At 65.5% G+C, this 19,096-nt stretch carries 18 protein-coding genes; 3 read left to right on the forward strand and 15 right to left on the reverse strand.

Translation table 11 applies throughout. The annotated features are described in order from the left end of the window. Positions 1-65: 65 nt before the first annotated feature. From ACXJ16_RS09485 to ACXJ16_RS09540, 12 genes are all read right to left on the reverse strand, one after another. Complete coding sequence (locus tag ACXJ16_RS09485) at positions 66-704, reverse strand: YqiJ family protein (RefSeq protein WP_463920535.1); 639 nt, start codon at positions 702-704, stop codon at positions 66-68. Next, positions 697-1,383 (reverse strand): hypothetical protein, encoded by a 687-nt coding sequence (locus tag ACXJ16_RS09490; RefSeq protein ID WP_243692691.1) that lies wholly within the window; start codon positions 1,381-1,383, stop codon positions 697-699. Before ACXJ16_RS09490 ends, ACXJ16_RS09485 begins: the two co-directional genes overlap by 8 nt. Positions 1,384-1,424: 41 nt before the next feature. Next, positions 1,425-2,639 carry a toxic anion resistance protein gene (locus ACXJ16_RS09495; protein WP_054440060.1) on the reverse strand — a complete coding sequence of 405 codons (1,215 nt, stop codon included), beginning with the start codon at positions 2,637-2,639 and terminating at the stop codon, positions 1,425-1,427. 92 nt (positions 2,640-2,731) lie between these two features. After that, positions 2,732-3,568 (reverse strand): formate dehydrogenase accessory sulfurtransferase FdhD, encoded by an 837-nt coding sequence (gene fdhD, locus ACXJ16_RS09500; RefSeq protein ID WP_463920537.1) that lies wholly within the window; start codon positions 3,566-3,568, stop codon positions 2,732-2,734. Between the two features lie 38 nt (positions 3,569-3,606). Beyond that, a complete protein-coding gene (locus ACXJ16_RS09505) occupies positions 3,607-4,512 on the reverse strand; it encodes a formate/nitrite transporter family protein (protein ID WP_054440056.1) in 906 nt (301 codons plus the stop codon). A 51-nt stretch (positions 4,513-4,563) separates the two neighbouring features. Continuing rightward, the gene (locus ACXJ16_RS09510; protein WP_324698347.1) at positions 4,564-5,553 is read right to left on the reverse strand and encodes an aldo/keto reductase; all 990 of its coding nucleotides are present in this window, start codon (positions 5,551-5,553) and stop codon (positions 4,564-4,566) included. Between the two features lie 2 nt (positions 5,554-5,555). After that, the gene (locus ACXJ16_RS09515) at positions 5,556-6,512 is read right to left on the reverse strand and encodes a Gfo/Idh/MocA family oxidoreductase (RefSeq protein ID WP_324698345.1); all 957 of its coding nucleotides are present in this window, start codon (positions 6,510-6,512) and stop codon (positions 5,556-5,558) included. Between the two features lie 65 nt (positions 6,513-6,577). Further along, the gene (locus ACXJ16_RS09520; RefSeq protein ID WP_463920540.1) at positions 6,578-7,477 is read right to left on the reverse strand and encodes a class III extradiol dioxygenase subunit beta; all 900 of its coding nucleotides are present in this window, start codon (positions 7,475-7,477) and stop codon (positions 6,578-6,580) included. A 1-nt stretch (position 7,478) separates the two neighbouring features. Next, entirely contained in the window at positions 7,479-7,931 is a 453-nt protein-coding gene (gene ligA, locus ACXJ16_RS09525) for a protocatechuate 4,5-dioxygenase subunit alpha (RefSeq protein WP_324698341.1), read from the reverse strand. Then, entirely contained in the window at positions 7,928-8,953 is a 1,026-nt protein-coding gene (locus tag ACXJ16_RS09530; protein WP_054440050.1) for an amidohydrolase family protein, read from the reverse strand. The genes ligA and ACXJ16_RS09530 overlap by 4 nt, the downstream gene beginning before the upstream one ends. A 2-nt stretch (positions 8,954-8,955) precedes the next feature. Next, complete coding sequence (locus ACXJ16_RS09535; protein ID WP_463920543.1) at positions 8,956-9,819, reverse strand: NAD(P)-dependent oxidoreductase; 864 nt, start codon at positions 9,817-9,819, stop codon at positions 8,956-8,958. A gap of 78 nt (positions 9,820-9,897) precedes the next feature. After that, positions 9,898-11,052 (reverse strand): LysR substrate-binding domain-containing protein, encoded by a 1,155-nt coding sequence (locus ACXJ16_RS09540; RefSeq protein WP_463920545.1) that lies wholly within the window; start codon positions 11,050-11,052, stop codon positions 9,898-9,900. A 102-nt stretch (positions 11,053-11,154) separates the two neighbouring features. Between ACXJ16_RS09540 and ACXJ16_RS09545 the strand changes: the two genes are divergently transcribed. The 3 genes from ACXJ16_RS09545 to ACXJ16_RS09555 all read left to right on the forward strand — a co-directional run bounded on the left by ACXJ16_RS09545 (position 11,155) and on the right by ACXJ16_RS09555 (position 13,527). Continuing rightward, a complete protein-coding gene (locus ACXJ16_RS09545) occupies positions 11,155-12,228 on the forward strand; it encodes a 4-oxalomesaconate tautomerase (protein ID WP_463920547.1) in 1,074 nt (357 codons plus the stop codon). A 121-nt stretch (positions 12,229-12,349) separates the two neighbouring features. After that, entirely contained in the window at positions 12,350-12,859 is a 510-nt protein-coding gene (locus tag ACXJ16_RS09550) for a c-type cytochrome (protein ID WP_207906124.1), read from the forward strand. Continuing rightward, entirely contained in the window at positions 12,856-13,527 is a 672-nt protein-coding gene (locus ACXJ16_RS09555; RefSeq protein ID WP_463920549.1) for a cytochrome b/b6 domain-containing protein, read from the forward strand. The genes ACXJ16_RS09550 and ACXJ16_RS09555 overlap by 4 nt, the downstream gene beginning before the upstream one ends. Positions 13,528-13,604: 77 nt before the next feature. On the opposite strand, the gene ACXJ16_RS09560 is transcribed toward ACXJ16_RS09555, so the two are convergent. The 3 genes from ACXJ16_RS09560 to ACXJ16_RS09570 all read right to left on the reverse strand — a co-directional run bounded on the left by ACXJ16_RS09560 (position 13,605) and on the right by ACXJ16_RS09570 (position 18,925). Next, on the reverse strand, positions 13,605-15,395 hold the full coding sequence (locus ACXJ16_RS09560; protein ID WP_132469491.1) for an acyl-CoA dehydrogenase C-terminal domain-containing protein: 1,791 nt from the start codon (positions 15,393-15,395) through the stop codon (positions 13,605-13,607). A 69-nt stretch (positions 15,396-15,464) separates the two neighbouring features. Then, complete coding sequence (locus tag ACXJ16_RS09565; protein ID WP_324698333.1) at positions 15,465-17,792, reverse strand: 3-hydroxyacyl-CoA dehydrogenase/enoyl-CoA hydratase family protein; 2,328 nt, start codon at positions 17,790-17,792, stop codon at positions 15,465-15,467. Beyond that, the gene (locus tag ACXJ16_RS09570) at positions 17,789-18,925 is read right to left on the reverse strand and encodes a thiolase family protein (RefSeq protein WP_324698331.1); all 1,137 of its coding nucleotides are present in this window, start codon (positions 18,923-18,925) and stop codon (positions 17,789-17,791) included. The genes ACXJ16_RS09565 and ACXJ16_RS09570 overlap by 4 nt, the downstream gene beginning before the upstream one ends. Positions 18,926-19,096: the final 171 nt, after the last annotated feature.

Genomic DNA, 19,096 nt, shown 5'->3' on the forward strand with positions numbered 1-19,096 from the left:
ACCGGGCCGGTTTGCTCGATTTTCAGTGCTTTAATCGAACCGATCCGGAGTTTCCCATCCTCAATTCAGTCAAGGCGCGGAAGATAGTGGTCGCCCCGGGCGATGCCCTTGAATACGTCGCCATCGCGGCGGACCAGCAGGACCTTTTCGCCCTGTACGAAGCGCTGGCCGTGCTCGTCGGGCTCGACCATGACATTGTGGGGCTGCCCATGGAAATCCACCACCCGGCCCCGCGCGGGACTGCCCGGCGTTGCCGTGCCGACGAGAATCTCCGCCTCCCGGCCGACGAGGGCGGAAATGTCGATCGCGGTCGTCTCGTCCTGCGGGATGATCCGCCCCAGCCCGCGCGACAGCATGCCGGTGACCGGCAGCGAAGCGAGGCCGACGACCGGGGCGACCAGCCATGCACTCCAGGTGTGGCCCGTCAGCGAGAGCAGCAGTTCCTGCGCCGAAATGCCCACCAGCCCGAATACGGTGAGCAGCAGCATCAACCACATCAGGAACGGCACGCGGCCGATGCCGAGAACCGAAAGCAGGCCTGCATCGACCCCGCCATGCGCATGGACGCCGGCATGGGCATCGACATCCGCGTCACCGCCCAGAAAGTCGCCCGCGCCCACGATCTGGAGCAGCGCAAACATCAGCATCAGCGCCAGCGCGACGGAAAACGGCAGGCTCCCCGCCCGCGTCAGCAGGTCAACCATCGTCGCGGGCGTCGATATACTTGGTTTCGAGAAAGCGTCCGCGCGTCGCCAGCGCGTCGAGATCGTTGCGTGACAGATCCAGACTCATCGTCTCGATCTGCCCGGCGATGACATCGAGGCCCTCGACCAGTTGCTGCGAAGGCGTGGTTCCCCCGGCATGGGGCTTGTTCCGCAGTTCTGCGGGAATCCGGGTATAGCTGTCCACCAGCGAGGGCAGGTGTTCGGACAGCAGCTTCCGCACCTCGCGCGCGGCGGGGCCGCTATCCTCCAGCGTGGCGAGTTGCGGCGCCAATTGCTCCAGGCGCACGCCGATCATGTCCACCGCGTCCACCGCGGCGTTGGGCAAGGCGCGGCGGCGGCTTTCCAGCCAGAGTTCGGTCGATCCCGCCAGTTCCGGCAATGTCGCGCTGCCGAGTTGCTCCGCACGGGGCCGGGGCGAAGAAGGATAGATCGAGAGAACGATGAACACCGCAAAGGCAAGCAGCGTGGTGAGGACCGTCGTCGTGAAGGAAAGCCCGCCCAGGATGAGGCCGGCCGTCAGCGCCACGATGAAGATGCCGAACAGCGCCAGGAACGCCCGACGAATGCGGCGCCAGCGGAAGTTCCAGCGCTCCTTGCGCGCGTTATAAAGCCGCGCCGCGCGCTGGCGGCGGGCGGCGCGGATGATTTCCTGGTTCACGGCACTGCGATTGCGGGGAGTGACGGGATTGGCCATGGCGGTCAGTCGAGCGCCTCCAGCATGGCTTTCGCCGCCTTGTCGCTACCCAGCGCGGTGCCTTCGGCCTGCCCCTGCGCGCGGGCGATATAGGCCTTGGACTTCGTGACCTCGCCTTCCAGCGACTGCACCGTCTGCTTCATCGAATCGAGCGCCTGCATCTTGAAGGTGTCGATCGAATCCATCGTGTCGTAGATGTTCTGGAAGGCGCGGCTGAGGGTTTCCAGCGGGATCGTGGAATTCGCCGCCTGCTCGTGGATGCGGGCGGTGTTGTCCTTCAGCATCTGGCCGGTGCCGTCGATGATCCGCGCGGTCGTGGTGTTGAGCGCGGTGATCTGGTCCAGCACCAGCTTCTGGTTGGCCATCGCCTGCGCCACGGTAACCGCCGTGCGCAGCGCGCCGACGGTGGTGGTGGAGGCCCGGTCCACGCCCTTGATCAGTTCGACGTTGTTCTTCTTGACCAGATCGAGCGCGAGGTAGCCCTGTACCGAAACCGCCATCTGCGTCAGCAGGTCCTGCGTGCGCTGGCGCACGTAGAACAGCGCGGATTCGCGCACCGCCTTGGCCTTGGCAGGGTCGGTATGGTCGAGGTCGTTGGCCTTCTGCTCCAAGGTCTCGTCCAGCGCCTTCGACATGAAGATCATTTGTTCGAGCTTGCCCATCGCCGCCCAGAGGTTCTGCCGCTCCACGTCGATACCGGCATTGTCCATCAGCAGTTCGTCCTTGCCGCCCTGCAGGCGGGCGAGGATCGCGCTGATGTGGCCCTGCGCGCTCTGATAGCCGTCGAAGTAGTTGCGCAGCTTGTTGCCCATCGGGATGATCCCGAAGATCTTGCGGCGCGAGAGCAGGTCGCCCTTGGTCGAGGGGTCGAGGTCTTCCACCGTGCGGCGCAGTTCGGCAAGGTCGGCGCCGACGCCGGCGTCCTTGTCCATCGCCCGCACCGGACGATCGAGGAAGCGGTTGGACTGGCCGGCGGCCTCGGAAATCTCCTTGCGGCCCATGTTGGTAATCTGGTCGACGCGGCGGCCGAATTCGGGCGAGTTCACGTCCTGGGACACCAGGTCGTTCACGAATTCATCGACGCGGACCTGCAACTTGGACTTCTGCTCGTCGCCCACGGGGACGAGACCGGCCGCCTTCTCTGGCTGGACCACCGGCACCGGATCGGGAGGCGTCAGCTTCAGCTCGCCTGTGGTCGCCTGATCGGTCGTAGTGGCCATGGAAGAAAGTCCCGTCCTTCAAGAAGTGTAGTCGTCGTCTGCGAATCTAGGATTGCGCGCGAATACTGCAAGCAAAACAGGAAGACGCCGGTTTACGGTTCGACGAGCCGCATGGCACGTTCGTCGGTCTCGTCGCAGTCGTGCACCAGCAGCATCGTATCGTCCCGCGCCACGAAGCACAGCTTCAGCCCCGCCGCCCGCGCCCGGCGAACGGCCAGGTCGGTGGGCGCGGAAATCGCGACGAGCAACGGGCAACCGGCGCGCGCGGCCTTCTCCACCAGTTCGTAGGAACAGCGCGAGGTGACGATCATGAAGCCCGCGCCCGGATCCATCCCGGCCCGGGCGAGCGCGCCGACCAGCTTGTCCAGTGCATTGTGCCGCCCCACGTCCTCGCGCACCAGCACCATGAGGCCGGACTCGTCGCAGAAGGCAGCGGCATGGGTGGCATGTGTCTCGCGCCCCAGCGCCTGCCCGGCCTGCAAACCGTCAAGCCCGCGCCGGATCGCCGCTGCCGTCGCCCTGCTCGGCCGCTTCAGCACCGGCAGCGGACGCAGCGCCGCTTCCACGCCTTCGATGCCGCAGATGCCGCAGGAACTGTCACCCACGCGCCGCCGCGCCCGCGCCACGATCGCGCCGATGCGCTCAGGCGGCAGGTTCACGCGGGCCACGTAGCCGGTGCCCCATTCGCCGTTCTCCACCCGGTGCACGGCCACTTCGCCGACTTCGTCCGCCTCGGCGAGCCCCTCGGCCATCAGGAAGCCGGTCACGAAATCCTCGATGGCGGTCGGGGTCGCCATCATCACGGCATAGGCGATGCCGTTGGTCTCGATGGCGATGGGCGCCTCTACCGGAATGGCGAAACGTTCTCCCGCGCGCAGGTCCGTCCCGTAAGCGTTGCGGCGGACCGTGATCGTCTTTGCACCATTCATCTCGCCGTCCTAGCCTGCATGCCGGGCAAGGTCATCCGTCAGATTTCGGCCTTGATCTGCGCAAAGGCCAGAAGCGCGAACAGACCGGTGCCGCCGATCACATTGCCGACCAGCGTGGGCGCCAGATGGAGAGCGAAGGCATCGAGCATCGGTATCTCGCCGTGAAGGACGAGGAGGAACATCTCCGTCGATCCCGCCACGACATGCGCGAAGCCGCCCGCCGCGATCAGCCAGGCGAAAAGACCGACCACGAAAATCTCGAAGCCCTTGGAACTGGGCAGCATCCACACGAATGCGGCGATGAAGAAGCCCGCGGGAATGCCGTCCAGCAGCGCGGTCAAGCCGCTGGCCTGCGCGGCCTTGCGAGAGACATCGAGCATGCCCGCCAGCGTGGGATGCGCGGGATCGGCGAAGATGTCGATCAACAGCGCTGTCAGGAAAGTGCCCACGAGGTTGGCGGCGAGCACGATCGCCCAGAGCCTTGCCGTGCGCCATAGCCGCTCCACATTCGGCCCTGCCAGCAGCGGCAGCACGGCCGTGAGCGTGTTCTCCGTGAAGAGTTGCAGGCGTGAGAGCACCACCAGCACGAAGCCCATGGCATAGCCGAACGCGGAAATGAGTTCGCGCTGGGGGTGATCCGCGAAAGACTGGTGGAGCAGGCCCTGCGCGAAGACCGATGTGGAAATGCCGATGCCCGCGGCGATGCCGGACCACCAGAGCGACATGGCGGGGCGGTGGAGTTCCTCCTCGCCCTCGCGCCGGATCACCGAGAAGACGGTGATCGCCGAAAGCCGCAGGTTGTCCTTGATCTGGCCGCGTTCGTGGCCGGTCAGGCCGGATTCGTCGGCCTCGATCTCGCGGTCGGATTGCCGGCGCTCGGGATCGTCGTGCGAAAGATCGCTGGCGTCGTCGGTTTCCGGGTCGGTCTGGGCGGCATTGTCCATGCCGTCAGAACCGTCCCGGAGAGCCTATGTTCCGTCAGGGCTATCGGCCGGTCAGGCGTAGTCCTCGGTATCGATGGTCGGCTTGATCATGTCCGGGTAGCGATGGCCGGCAATGGTCTGCTGGTTCATCAGCGCGCCCGCCTTCTCCAGAACGGCCGCGTCGATTTCCAGCGCGGCGGCCGCGTGATTCTGGTCGAAGTGGGGAATCGAGCGGGTGCCGGGGATGGCATGGACGTGCCCGGCCTGCGCGAGGACCCAGGCCAGCGCCAGCTGCGCCGGGGTGACGCGGATCGAGGAGGCGAGAGCGTTGAATTCCTCGATCAGCGCCAGATTATGCGTCCAGTTCTCGCCGACGAAGCGCGGGAAATTGCGGCGCAGGTCCTTCTCGGTGAGCGTGTTCACATCGGCCAGCTCGCCGCCCAGCGCCCCGCGCGCGACCGGCGAGAAGGCGACGAGCGCAATCCCGAGTTCGCGCGTGGCGTCCAGCACGCCCAGTTCGACATTGCGCGTCCAGAGCGAATATTCGGTCTGCACCGCCGCCACCGGATGCACCGCGTGTGCCTCACGGATATGCGCGGTGGACCATTCGGACACGCCATAGGCGCCGATCTTGCCCGCCTCGATCGCGCGCACCATGGCGCCCACCGACTCGGCAATCGGCACCTTGGGATCGAAGCGGTGCATGTAGAACAGATCGATGTGATCGGTGCCCAGCCGCTTCAGGCTGGCGTCAAGCGAGGCGGTGATGCTCTCCGGCGCGCAGTCGATGCCGCGGCGGGCGCCGTCGATCAGGATGCCGGTCTTGGAGGCCAGCAGGAACTCGCCGCGCCGGTCCATGATCGCTTCGCCGAGGATTTCCTCGCTCAGCCCCATGCCGTAGATATTGGCGGTGTCGAAGTGATCGCAGCCCGCGTCCAGCGCGTGGCGGAACAGGCGGGCCGCCTCCTCGCGAGACGGCGGATTGCCGTAGGCCCAGGCCACATTCATGCAGCCGAGACCGACGGAGTGGACCGGACGGCCCGCGAGGAGGCGTTTTGCCATGATCAGGACCAGCCGTCCTGCGCTTCGAGGCTCTGCGCCAGTTCGCCGATCACGCGGTAGCAATCGAGCACCTTGCCGACCGACGAGTTGGGCTCACGCCCTTCGCGGATGGCGGCGACGAATTCGCGGTCCTGAAGCTCGATGCCGTTGTTCGACACGGTGACGCCGGTGAGGTCGATCGGCTCTTCACGGCCGTTCACCAGATCGTCGTAACGCGCGATGTAGGTCTCGCTGTCGCCGATGTAGCGGAAGAAGGTGCCGAGCGGGCCGTTGTTGTTGAACGAGAGCGAGAGCGTGCAGATCGCGCCGGTCTCAGCCTTCAGCTGGATCGACATGTCCATGGCGATTCCCAGTTCCGGGTGCTTAGGCCCCTGCAGCACGTTGGCAGCAACGATCTTGCCCGACTGATAGGCGAACAGGTCGATCGTGTGCGCGGCGTGGTGCCACAGCAGGTGGTCCGTCCACGAGCGCGGCTGGCCCTTGGCGTTCATGTTCTTGCGGCGGAAGAAGTAGGTCTGCACGTCCATCTGCTGGACGTTGAATTCGCCCGCGGTGATCTTGTTGTGCACGTACTGGTGCGAAGGATTGAAGCGGCGGGTGTGGCCGACCATGCAGACGAGGCCCGTTTCCTTCTGCTTCGCCACGACGGCTTCGGCATCGGCCCAGCTGTCCGACAGCGGAATCTCGACCTGCACGTGCTTGCCCGCGTTCATGCAGGCGATAGCCTGCTGCGCGTGCATCTGCGTGGGGGTGCAGAGGATCACGGCATCGACGTCGGGCAGCGCCAGCGCTTCGGCCAGATCGGTGCCGGAGTGCAGCGCGCCGTACTTGGCGGCGACTTCGGCAGCCTGCTCGGCCGAGCGGCTGATGACCGAGGCGATCTCTACGCCATCGATGTTCTTCAGGCCGTCGAGATGCTTTTCACCGAAAGCACCCGCGCCTACGAGGGCAATACGCATGGAAATCTCCTTGGAAACTCTATCAAGGGAAGGAGCGTGCCGGCGTCAAGCACCGGCACGCGGAATCAGTCTGCGAGATGCTGCGAGGCCGCGCCTTCGACGGTCGTCGAGGACGGCACGTCGCCATTCACCGGCTCCAGCACGATGTGGCCGACCGCCGTGTTGCTGGCAGGCACATGGTAGAAACGCCGCAGTTCGCGGGTTTCCTTGCCCAGCGCGCCGCGCATGATCAGCCACATGACCATCTCGATGCCTTCGCTGCCGGTTTCGCGCAGGTATTCGATATGCGGAATGCACCGCAGTTCCTGCGTGTCGCCCGACAGCTTGTCGAGGAACATGTTGTCCCACTCGGCATTGATGAGGCCCGCGCGCGGACCCTGAAGCTGGTGGCTCATGCCGCCGGTGCCCCAGACCTGCACGTTCAGGTCCTCATCGAAGCTTTCGACGGCGCGCGCGATCGCCTCGCCCAGCGCCCAGCAGCGGTTGCCCGACGGCGGCGGATAGGTGACGACGTTGACCGCCAGCGGGATCACCTTCACCGGCCATTTTTCCGGCTTGCCGAACATCATCGACAGCGGAACGGTAAGGCCGTGATCGACGTCCATCTCGTTGATGATGGTCATGTCGAATTCGTCGAGGATCAGGCTCTGGGCGATGTGCCAGGCAAGGTCCGGATGGCCTTCCACGTCGGGCACCGCGCGCGGGCCCCAGCCCTCGTCCGCCGGCTTGTAGCTTTCGCCGCAGCCGATCGCGAACGTCGGGATGATCTTCATGTCGAAGGCCGAAGCGTGATCGTTGTAGACCAGGATCACGACGTCCGGCAGGTTCTCCGCTTCCCACTTCTGGGTGGGCGCGAAGCCTTCCTGGATCGGCTTCCAGTAGGGATCTTCCCACTTGTCGAAGTCCGACGCGACGCCGAGCGCCGGGATGTGGCTGCAGGCGATGCCGTACGTAATGCGGGCCATCTCAACGGTGCTCCTTGATGGAGCGCTGGCCCTCGGGCGAGCGGCCCCCGGCGATCATCATCGCCTGATAGTCTTCCAGCTTCATGCCGGTCATCGTCGAGACGGCCTGAAGGAAGCTCAGGCCATCGGTCGAGAAGACCTTGGCGAGGAAGTAGATGTTGCCGCCCAGATCGAGCAGGCGGTTGTAATCGCGGGTGAGAACGCCCTGCTTCTGGTCCTCGGTCATCGGCCATTCGTCGAGATAGGCGCGCTCGTCCGCCTTCCAGCGCTCGCGGTTTTCCGCCTTCATCAGGCTCATCGCGAACTGGTTCAGGTGATAGCCCTGCCGCGCGCGCTTAGCGGTGTAGACGCGCGTGCCCGGAATATCGTCGAACTCGCCGAGATAGGCGTGGATGTCGATCGGACCACCCGCATTCTCGCAAGGATTCTTGTCGGTCGGATTCTTGTCGGTCACAGGCCACGTTCCTTGAGCTTGGCGTCAAGGCGCGGGAAGACCTTGCGCACGTTGCCTTCGAAGATCGCGTGGCGCTCCTCGTCGGAGATGTCGAGCGCATCGACATAGCGCTTGGTGTCGTCGAAGTAGAAGCCGGTCTGCGGGTCGATCCCGCGCACCGCGCCGACCATTTCGGAGCCGAACAGGATGTTCTTGTTGTCGATCACGTCGGCCAGCAGGTTCACGCCCGGCTGGTGGTAGACGCAAGTGTCGAAGAACACGTTGTTCATGATGTATTCGTCAAGCGAAGGCTTCTTCAGCATGTCCGCCAGACCGCGATAACGGCCCCAGTGGTACGGCACCGCGCCGCCGCCGTGCGGGATGATGAAGCGCAGCTTGGGGAACTTCGCGAAAAGATCGCCCTGCATCAGCTGCATGAAGGCCACGGTGTCCGCCGCGATGTAGAAGCCGCCGGTGGCGTGCATCGCCGGGTTGCACGAACCCGAGACGTGGATCATCGCCGGAACGTCCAGCTCGCTCATCGCCTCGTAGATCGGGAACCAGTATTCATCGGTCAGCGGCGGATGCTCGAAGTGGCCGCCGCCCGGATCGGGGTTGAGGTTGCAGCCGATGAAGCCCAGTTCCTCGACGCAGCGGCGCAGTTCCTTCACCGAGGCGGAAAGGTCCGCCTTGGGGCTCTGCGGCAGCATGCACACGCCCACGAACGTCTCGGGGAACATGTGGACCACGCGGGCGATAAGATTGTTGCAGTGGACCGCCCATGCCTCGGACATGGCCTGATCGCCGACATGGTGCGCCATCGCGCTGGCGCGCGGGCTGAACACGGTAAGGTCGGCGCCGCGCTCCTTGATGAGGCGAAGCTGGTTGTCCTCGATGGTCTGGCGGATCTCGGCGTCCGAGATTTCCGGGTAGGGCGGCGCGGCTTCACCGGCCTTGAACGCGGCGATCTGGGCTTCGCGCCAGGCGTCATGCGCCTTGGGCAGGACGGTATAATGTCCGTGACAGTCGATGATGAGCGACATGCTCAATTCTCTCCCTTGAGTACGCCTGCCGCGACAGCCGCCGCGAGCTTGGCTTCGAATCCTTCGGGCGGCGGCGCGATGCCAAGCGCGCCCAGCGCCTGCTGCCAGGCGACGGTGTTTTCGGTCATGAGCGGCGGAATGCCCAGCGAACGCAGCATTTCCGCGGCCTCGTCCATCTCGGCGGCGCGGCGGCGGCCGTGGACCAGCATACGGTCGAGATTGTAGTCCGCGCGTTCCGCCCAGGGAATGGTCTTCTCGCTGGCGTCGAGCGAGGACAGCACCTCGTCCGCCACGCCTTCGGCATGGGCGGCCATCATCATCTCGGCGGTCAGCGCCTCAAGCCCCTTGACCATGACCGAGCGCACCAGCTTGATCGCCGAAGCCCGGCCGACCGCATCGCCGACGACGCGGACATTGGTGAAGCCCACCGCCGTCAGCGCGCTTTCCGCCTCCGCGGCATCGGGGCCGGACACCAGCAGCGGCACCTTCATCCGCGCGGGGTTCACCGGCGCGAGCACGGCCACGTCGACATAGCGGCCCTTGCCTTGAGCGATCACCTTTGCGGCCGCCCGCTTGGTGCCCGGCGCGACCGAGTTCATGTCGCAGAACAAGGCGCCCTCGCCCAGGAGCGGTGCGACCTGTTCCGCCACCAGCGGCGCAGCATCTGCGGTGACGAGCGAGAGCACCAGCGAGGCGCCCGCAAGCGCCTCGGCCGCGCTGTCGCAGGCGGTGATGCCGAGTTCGGCCATGACGTCACGGCACGCGGGAAGAATGTCGAAGGCACGAGCCTGCGCCGACCAATCTCCTGCTCCCGCGAACGTCGATCCGGCTTCTCCAAACCCGATAAGGGCGATCGATCTGTCCATGCCTCCTGTCATGCCCTGATTGGCTGAAAGCGGCCAATTGGAACCACCCGGAAGCTATAAGCCCTGCCTAAAAGCAGCTCAGTGCGAAACCTCCCGCGCCGCCCATTCCAGATCGGCGAAAAATTCGCTCTGAACCTCGGTCGGACGCAGGGAAGCGCGGGTCGTCATGCCGATATGGCGGGTAAATTCGGCCGGAAGCCGCGATAACTCGCAGAGCCAGCCCGCTTCCAGTTCCACCGTCACCTGATCGGGCGAGAGCACGGTAAGGAAATCACCGCCCATCATTACTTGCCGGATCATCATCACCGATCCCGATTCGACCGGCACTTCCGGCAGCGGCACGCCGTGCTCCTCGAAATAACGCTCGAAACTGTCGCGCAGCGGCGTGCCGCGCGGCGGCAGCGTGAAGGGAAAGCGGGCGACATCGGCAGCACGGGGGTTCGCACCTTCCAGCGGATGACCCTTGCGGCCGTAGACCGCCGGACGATCCTCGAAAAGCGGATGCTGGATCAGGTCGCCCTCCACCAGCGGATCGCGCAAGGCGCCGACCATGAGATCGAGCGTACCGTTGCGCAGCGGCTCGACCAGCTCGGCGCGCGATCCCTCGACGATGTTGAGCTTCACCCTGGGCCGCCGCGACAGGAACCGGGCCACGGCGGCGGGCAGGATGCGGGCACGGGAAAGCGGCATGGCGCCGATGGCGATGCGCCGCGTTTCCAGCCCGCGCAGCGCCTCGACCTCGGAAAGACCGGCCTCCAGTTCGACTTTCGCCAGGCGGAATTCGCGGGCGAGCTGGGTGCCGGCCTCGGTGGTGATCACGAACTTGCCCTGCCGCGCCACCAGCGGCCGCCGCAGCGCCAGCGCCAGATCGTTGACCGCGCGGTGGATCGAAGGAAGCGACAGCCCGGTTTCCTGTCCGGCCCCGGCATAGCTGCCCGTTTCCGCCAGCGCGAGCAGCGCCCGCAGGCGCGACATGGTGACGTGCGGGCTCTGGATATGGGAAAGCGCCGCGCCGATGCGGGGGGCGAGGATTTCTCCGGCCCGGGTCGGGATCATGCCATCGTGACGACGCTCGAACAGCGGCAGCCCTATCATTGCCTCAAGCCGCCCCAACGCCTGTGTTATCGCAGGCTGACTGAGGTTTACGGCCAATGCGGCGGCATTGACCGTCCCCAATTCGGCGATCTTGGCGACTGCACGCAGATGCCGAAGGTTGAAGTTCCAGATGTCCATGGGGCCACTCTTAGCCAAATCCTATGGCGCGTCCAAAGTTTCTCTTTCCCCCTTCCCGCACGCTCCGGCAGGAAGCCGACTGCGGGACAAGGAGATGGCGTGATGAGTGCAACCGGGCCGGTCGAGCAGGGCGTTCGCTGCATGTGGATGCGCGGCGGCACTTCCAAGGGCGGCTATTTCCTCAAGAGCGACCTTCCCGAAGACACCGCGGCCCGCGACGCGTTCCTGCTCTCCATCATGGGCTCCCCCGATCCGCGCCAGATCGACGGCATGGGCGGCGCCGATCCGCTGACCAGCAAGGTGGCCGTCGTCAGCAAATCCACGCGCGAGGGCATCGACGTCGACTACCTGTTCCTTCAGGTCTTCGTCGATCAGGCGCTCGTCAGCGACCAGCAGAACTGCGGCAACATCCTCGCCGGCATCGGCCCTTTCGCCATCGAGCGCGGGCTGATCGAGGCCAGGGGTGAAGAAACCGCCGTAGCCATCTTCATGGAGAATACCGGGCAGGTCGCCGTCGCCACCGTGCAGACGCCCGGCGGTATGGTCTCCTACAAGGGCGAGGCCGCGATCGACGGCGTTCCCGGCACCCATGCCCCGATCCCGCTGGAATTCCGCGACACCGCCGGTTCTTCCTGCGGCTCGCTCCTGCCCAGCGGCAACGCGGCCGACGAAGTGAACGGCGTGCGCGTGACCCTGATCGACAACGGCATGCCCTGCGTCGTCATGAAGGCCGAGGACGTGGGCGTCACCGGCTACGAGGACCGCGAGAGCCTTGACGCCAATACCGAATTGAAGGCCAGGATCGAGGCCATCCGCCTTGCCGTGGGCGAACGGATGAACCTGGGCGACGTCAAGGACAAGTCGGTTCCCAAGATGATGCTGGTCGCCCCGCCGAAGCACGGCGGCGCGGTGACCGTGCGCAGTTTCATTCCCCACCGCGCCCACGCCACGATCGGCGTGCTCGGCGCGGTCTCGGTGGCCACGGCCTGCCTGATCGAAGGCTCGCCCGCCGCCGAAGTCGCCCAGATCCCCGAGGGTCGCCGCAAGACGCTGTCGGTCGAACATCCGACCGGCGAGATGTCTTGTGTCCTCGACACGGACGAGGGCGGCGCCGTCAAGAGCGCCGCCCTCCTTCGTACCGCGCGCAAGCTGATGGACGGGGTGGTTTTCGGGTAAGCATCAAAAACCATTCGCTGCATGGCAACAACAACGGTTATCAAGCGCTTGGGACCAGGGCCGACGGGCAAACAAGTACGGCCTCCCCGCTTTTTGGAAGATAACTGCCAGGAGCAGCGACATGGCATCGAAGACCATCCTGACGACAACCCTAGCCGCATTTGCGCTGGCAGCCGCCATGACTGGCTGCAAGGGCTCCGAACCCGCCGCGACCACGACGAACGCCTCGGGCGAGCCGGTGGACGTTTCCGAGACGATCGAGGCGCGCGAAGCCAATTTCAAGGCGATCGGCAAGGCCAACAAGGCCGCAAAGTCCGCACTGGAGGCCGCAAGCCCCGACTTCGCCACGGTCGCCGCCTCGGCAACCTCGATCCAGACCGATGCGGGCAAGATCGTCGGCCTGTTCCCTGACGGCAGCGGCAAGGAATCGGGCGAGAAGACCGAGGCCCTGCCCACGATCTGGCAGAAGCCTGCCGAGTTCAAGGCTGCGGCCGACAAGCTGGCAACCGCAGCCGGCAACCTCAAGGTTGCGGCCGACGCCAAGGATGCCAAGGCCGCGACACTGGCGATGGGTGAGATCGGCGGAGCCTGCAAGGGCTGCCACGACACCTTCCGCGAGAAGAAGCAGTGAGTTCACACAAGGGTGCGGCGACCGTCCGCACCCCGCTGTGGGACTGGCCGGTCCGAATCATCCACTGGAGCTTCGCCCTGTTGATCCCGGCGCTCTGGTGGACGGCCGAAAACGGCGAAATGGGCTGGCACACCAGCATCGGCACGATCCTGATGCAGTTGGTGGTGATCCGCGTGCTCTGGGGTTTTGTGGGCAGTTCGACGGCGCGATTCTCCTCGTTCGTGCGCGGGCCGCGGGTGGTGCTGGGACATCTGCGTTCACAGAACGACACGCCGACCGCCGGGCATAACCCCGCAGGCGGCTGGAGCGTCGTCGTCCTGCTCGGCCTGATGGCCCTGCAAATCACGCTAGGCCTCTTTGCGGGCGATCCCGACGACGGCACGACGGGGCCGCTCAATCACCTCGTCTCCTCGACGGCGGCGAGCCGCGTGACCGACCTGCACGAAACGGTGTTCTACCTGATCCTCGCGATGATCGTGCTGCACCTTGCGGCGATCGTCTATTACCGCGTCATCAAGCGCGACAACCTGATCGCACCGATGATTACCGGCGCCCGCGCCATGCCCGCCGGGACGACCGGCATGGTGAAGGCACCGGTCTGGCGGCTGATCGCCTGCATCGTCGCGGCCTGGCTGACAGGCTGGGTGGTCTGGGTCGGCGCGGCCTGAGATTGCGCTATAAAAAAGGGGGGCGGGCAAATGATGCCCGCCCCCCTTTTCATTTCGGCGATCCTGAACGCGCTACCTCAGAACATGTCCGCTTCGAGCGCCATCATCGAAGCCTTGCCCGACTTGATGGCGAGGAACGCTGCAGTGGCCTGTGGCAGCAGACGGTCGAAGAAGAACCGGGCAGTCGCGATCTTGGCGGTGTAGAACGCCGCCTCGCCCGTGCCTTCGTCCAGCCGCGCCTTGGCGATCAGCGCCGCCTTGGCGAAGCAGTAACCCATGGCGACAAGACCGAGCAGGCGCAGATAGTCGGTCGCGGCAGCACCGGCTTCCTCGGGGTCCTTCATGCCCTTCTGGGCAATCGTGCCGGTCGAGAGCTGCAGCGCGCCGAAGGCCTTTTCCAGCCCCTCGATCATCTTGCCGAAGGTCTCGTCCGCCTTGTTCGCCTCGATGAAGTCCGAAACGGGGTGGAAGAACGAACGCAGGTAGCGACCGGCGTGCGCGGGCATCTTGCGGCCGACGAGGTCGAGCGCCTGAATGCCGTTGGTGCCTTCGTAGATCATGGCGATGCGGGCATCGCGCACGAACTGCTCCACGCCGCTTTCGGCGATGTAGCCGTGGCCGCCGTAGACCTGCACGGCCAGGTTCGCGCTTTCATAACCGCAGTCGGTGAAGAGCGCCTTCACCACCGGGGTCATCAGCGCGATGAAGTCTTCCGCGCGGGCCTTCACGGCGGGATCGGTCGCGTGCTTTTCGGCGTCGAGCGCGCGGCTGACCCAGGCGCCGAGCGCGCGGCAGCCTTCGTTGTAAGCGCGCGCGGTCATCAGCATTCGGCGCACGTCGGGATGGACGATGATCGGATCGGCCGGGCCCTTGGGGTTCTTCACGCCTGACAGCGAGCGGCCCTGCACGCGGTCCTTGGCGTACCACACGGCGGACTGATAGGCCGCTTCACCCACGCCAAGACCCTGAATGCCCACCGAGACGCGCTCGGTGTTCATCATCTTGAACATGGCTTCCATGCCCTTGTTCGCGGTGCCGACCAGCCAGCCAATCGAATCGTCGAAATTGAGCTGGCACGTGGCCGAGGCCTTGAGGCCCATCTTGTGCTCGATCGCCGCGACCGAAACGCCGTTGGACGGGCCGGGCGTGCCGTCTTCCTTGGGAAGATACTTGGGCACGAGGAACAGCGAGATGCCCTTCACGCCTTCCGGGGCATCGGGAAGCCGCGCGAGGACGAGGTGGATGATGTTCTCGGTCAGGTCGTGCTCGCCCGCCGAGATGAAGATCTTCGCGCCGGAGATCTTGTAGCTGTCGTCACCCTGAGGAACGGCCTTGGTGCGCAGCATGCCGAGGTCGGTGCCGCAGTGCGGTTCTGTAAGGCACATCGTGCCCGACCATGTGCCCTCGACCATCTTGGGCAGGTAGGCCTGCTTCAACGCGTCGCTGGCGTAACCCTCGATCGCGGTGGTCGCGCCGTGAGTGAGGCCGGGATAGAGGCTGAACGACAGGTTGGAGGAGCAGATCATCTCCTCGGTCAGCTTGTTCAGCGCTTCGGGCAGGCCCTGCCCGCCCCACTCGGGATCGGACGCCAGCGCGCACCAGCCGCCTTCGCGGAACATGTCGTAGGCTTCCTTGAAGCCTGCGGGAGTGCGGACCACGCCGTTCTCCAGCGTGCAGCCCTCGATGTCGCCGCTGCGGTTCAGCGGCAGCAGGACTTCCTGCGCCACCTTGGCGGCCTCTTCCAGCACGGCGTCCACCAGATCAGGCGTGAATTCGGCCAGGGCTTCGAGATTGCCGAAGCCGTCATCGTTGTGGAGTTCGTGGAGCACGAACTTCATGTCGCGCAGGGGCGCTTCGTAGACTTGCATGTCACTCTCCTCGCGCGCGCCGCCGGATCACCGACGGGCGCGCATTCATACCTTATCAGTTACGCAGCATCAGTTCCGCAGGGGCTTGCCGGTTTCGAGCATGTGCTCGACGCGGGCGACCGAACGGCCATCGCGCAGGCGGCCCATGAAGGCATCGCGTTCCAGCTTGAGCAGTTCGCCCTCGCTCACCGTGTCGACGAGGTCGAACTCGTCGCCGCCGGTCAGCACGTCGGCCAGCACGCCGGAGACGACCACGTCGTAGTCGGTCGCCATGCCGCGCTTGTGGAAGCCCTCGACAGCCAGACCAAGCGCCGTGCGGCCACCGGCGCCGGGCAGCTTGAACTCGGGTGCTTCGGGCGGGGTGTAGCCTTCCACCAGCGACAGCGCCTTCTGCTTGGCATCGTAGAGCAGGCGATCGCGGTTCATCGAGATGCCGTCATCCTTGCGCAGGATCATCATCTCGCGCGCCTGCTGGGCAGACTTGGAGACTTGCGCGGTGGAGACCATCTCGAACACCTTGGCCACCGCCGGCATCGGGCCCTTGGGCATGCCCGGGGCCTTGCGCCAGCGGTCGATCATCTCGCCATTGCCGCCCCAGCCCGGAACGAGGCCGACGCCGCATTCCACGAGGCCGCAGTAGAGTTCGGCATAGGCCTGGATCGCGTCGCAATGCAGCAGGATCTCGCAGCCACCGCCCAGCGCCATGCCGGCAGGCGCGCCGACGACGGGGAACGGAGCGTACTTCAGGCCCTTGTAGGCCAGCTGGCCGCCGGCAACGAGCTTCTCGATCTCGCTCCACGCCGCGATGTTCACCGCGAAGAGCGCGAGGCCAAGGTTGGCGCCTGCCGAGAAGGTATCGGCATCGTTGTAGACGACGAGCGCCTTGTACTGCGCCGCCACCAGCGGAATGGCCTGCCCGATCAGCTTCATGACTTCGCCGTCGAGCGCGTTCATCTTGCCGGTGAATTCAAGGCAGACGACACCGTCGCCAATATCCCAGAGCGCCGCCGAGGCGTTCCTGAGGATGGGCCTCGACGAAAGCTTCACGTCGGCAAGGCGCATCACGCCTTCGGGGCGGACGATGTCGCGGTATTCGCCGTCAAGGCCGAGGAACTGGCGCTTGCCGTTCTCGATCCGGTAGAACGTGCGGTCTCCCGCCACGGTCAGAATCTCCGGCACGGCCTTGCCTTCGGCGGCGAGGCGTTCGGCAAGATACCTGGCGCCGAGCTTGTCGATCATCTCGAACGGGCCGGCCTTCCAGTTGTAGCCCAGCTTCATCGCATCATCGACGGCAACCACGTCATCGGCGGCCGAGGGCACGAGGCTGGCGGCATAGGCCAGCGTGGCGCCGAGCACGGCCCAGGCGTAAGCGCCGATATCGCCCTTGCTTTCGACCAGCGCCTTGAGGTCGCCCTTGGCGGCAGCACCGCGCGGGCCCTGCGCGGTCACGGTCGGGCGATATTCGCCGGTCTGGAGGTCGATGGTTTCCTTGCGGCGACCGGCCTCCTTGTTGAGGCGGTAGAAACCGCCCTTGCCCTTGCGGCCGGTGTAGCCTTCGCCGATCATCTTGTTGATCAGCGGGATGTCGCGGGCAATGCCGTGATAGAGGTCGCCTGCGGGCAGCGTCGAGGTGAGGCTGGCCTGCAGGTGCGGCATCAGATCAATGCCGACCAGATCGACAAGGCCGAAGATGCCGGTCTTGGGCACACCCATCGGCTTTCCGGCAATGGCGTCGGCCAGTTCGACGGTGATCCCCATGTCGAACGCGGCGTTAAGGCCAAGCTGGATCCAGTAGGTGCCGATACGGTTGGCGATGAAGCCCGGGGTATCCTTGGCCTTGACCACCGTCTTGCCGAGCGAAATGTCGGCGAACCGTTCGACCCTGGCGGCAACGGCAGCGTCGGTGGCGGGGCCGGTGACGATCTCCAGCAGGCGCATGTAGCGCGGCGGGTTGAAGAAGTGGGTGATCAGGAAGTCGCGCTTGAACGCATCCGAACGCCCTTCGACCAGATTGGCAAGCGGGATCGTCGACGTGTTCGACGAAACGGCGGTGCCGTCGCGCTTCACTGCTTCGAGCTTGGCGTAGAGGCCCTGCTTGATGTCGAGACGCTCGATCACCGCCTCGATCACCCAGTCACACTCGGCAACCTTGTCCAGATGATCTTCGATGTTGCCGGTTTCGACCAGCTTGGCGGCGGACTTGCTCATGAACGGCGCAGGCTCGGTCTTCAGCATCTTCGCCACCGCGCCTTCGGCCACCACGTTCCTGTTGGTCGCGTCCTTTGGAACGATGTCGAGCAGCAGCACCGGCACGCCGGCATTGGCGACCTGAGCGGCGATCCCGGCACCCATGGTACCGGCGCCGATCACGCAGACTTTTTTGATGGTGTCGCTCATTCCACCGACTCCAGGATCGTGGCGATGCCCTGACCGCCGCCGATGCACTGGCTGGCGAGTGCATACTTGCCGCCTTCGCGCTTCAGCAGCGAGGCCGCCTTGCCGACGATGCGCGCGCCGGTGGCGCCCAGCGGGTGGCCGATGGCGATCGCGCCGCCGTCGATGTTCACCTTGGCAGTGTCGAGGCCGAGGTCCTTGATGCAGGCCAGCGCCTGCGAAGCGAAGGCTTCGTTCAGTTCCACCACGTCGAGATCGCCGGCAGCGATGCCCGCGCGCTCAAGCGCCTTCTGGCTGGAAAGGATCGGGCCAAGGCCCATGGTTTCCGGCGCACAGCCCGACACCGCGACCGACTTGATGCGGGCGAGGATCGGCAAGCCGTGGGCGCGGGCATATTCCTCGGTGGTGACGAGCACGGCGCTGGCGCCGTCCGTCAGCGGCGAGGAGGTGCCGGCGGTCACCGATCCTGCGGCATCGAACGCGGGCTTCAGGCCGGCAAGGCCCTCTGCGGTGGTTTCGCCGCGAATGGTGCCGTCTTCGCTGACGAGGCCGGTCTTGGTCTGGATCGGCACGATCTCGTCGGTCAGCTTGCCGGCGTCACGCGCGGCCGAGGCCTTCTGCTGGCTGGAGACCGCAAGCGCTTCCTGATCGGCGCGCGAAATCTGGTACTTGGTGGCGACGTTCTCGGCGGTCTCACCCATCGACATGTAGGCCGCGCTCTTCGCCGCCAGCGCCGGGTTGGGCAGCGGGTTGAAGCCCATCATCGGCACGCGGCTCATCGATTCGACGCCCGCGCAAACGAACACTTCGCCCGCGCCGATGGCGATCTGGCCCATGGCGTAGTGGATCGAGCTCATCGAGGAGCCGCAGAACCGGTTCACGGTCATGCCGCCGACCGAGATCGGCAGGTCTGCCAGAAGGCCGATGAGGCGTGCGACGTTGAAGCCCTGCTCGCCTTCGGGGAATGCGCAGCCGACAATTACGTCTTCGATATCAGCAGCTTCCACGCCGGTCTTCGCGATCAGGCCGCGAATCACCTGGGCGGCAAGGTCGTCGGGGCGGACGCGGGCCAGCGCGCCCTTGTTGGCCAAGTGGAAGGGCGAGCGGGCGTAACCCGCGATCACGACACTTTGCATGCACTCTCTCCGTGGGCGGACGCGCCTTGGGCTTTTCCCGAAGCTGCGTCGTCGTCTTCCCTAAGGGTGCAATTCTTTCCCTATACGTCAAGCAAATTTTGGGTTACGACAAATCAGCATCCCACCGTAAGGGCCCCGTCCCGCCGGTGAGAAGATGTCCGATTGGAGAGA

Source organism: Novosphingobium sp. TK71 (genome assembly GCF_055361505.1).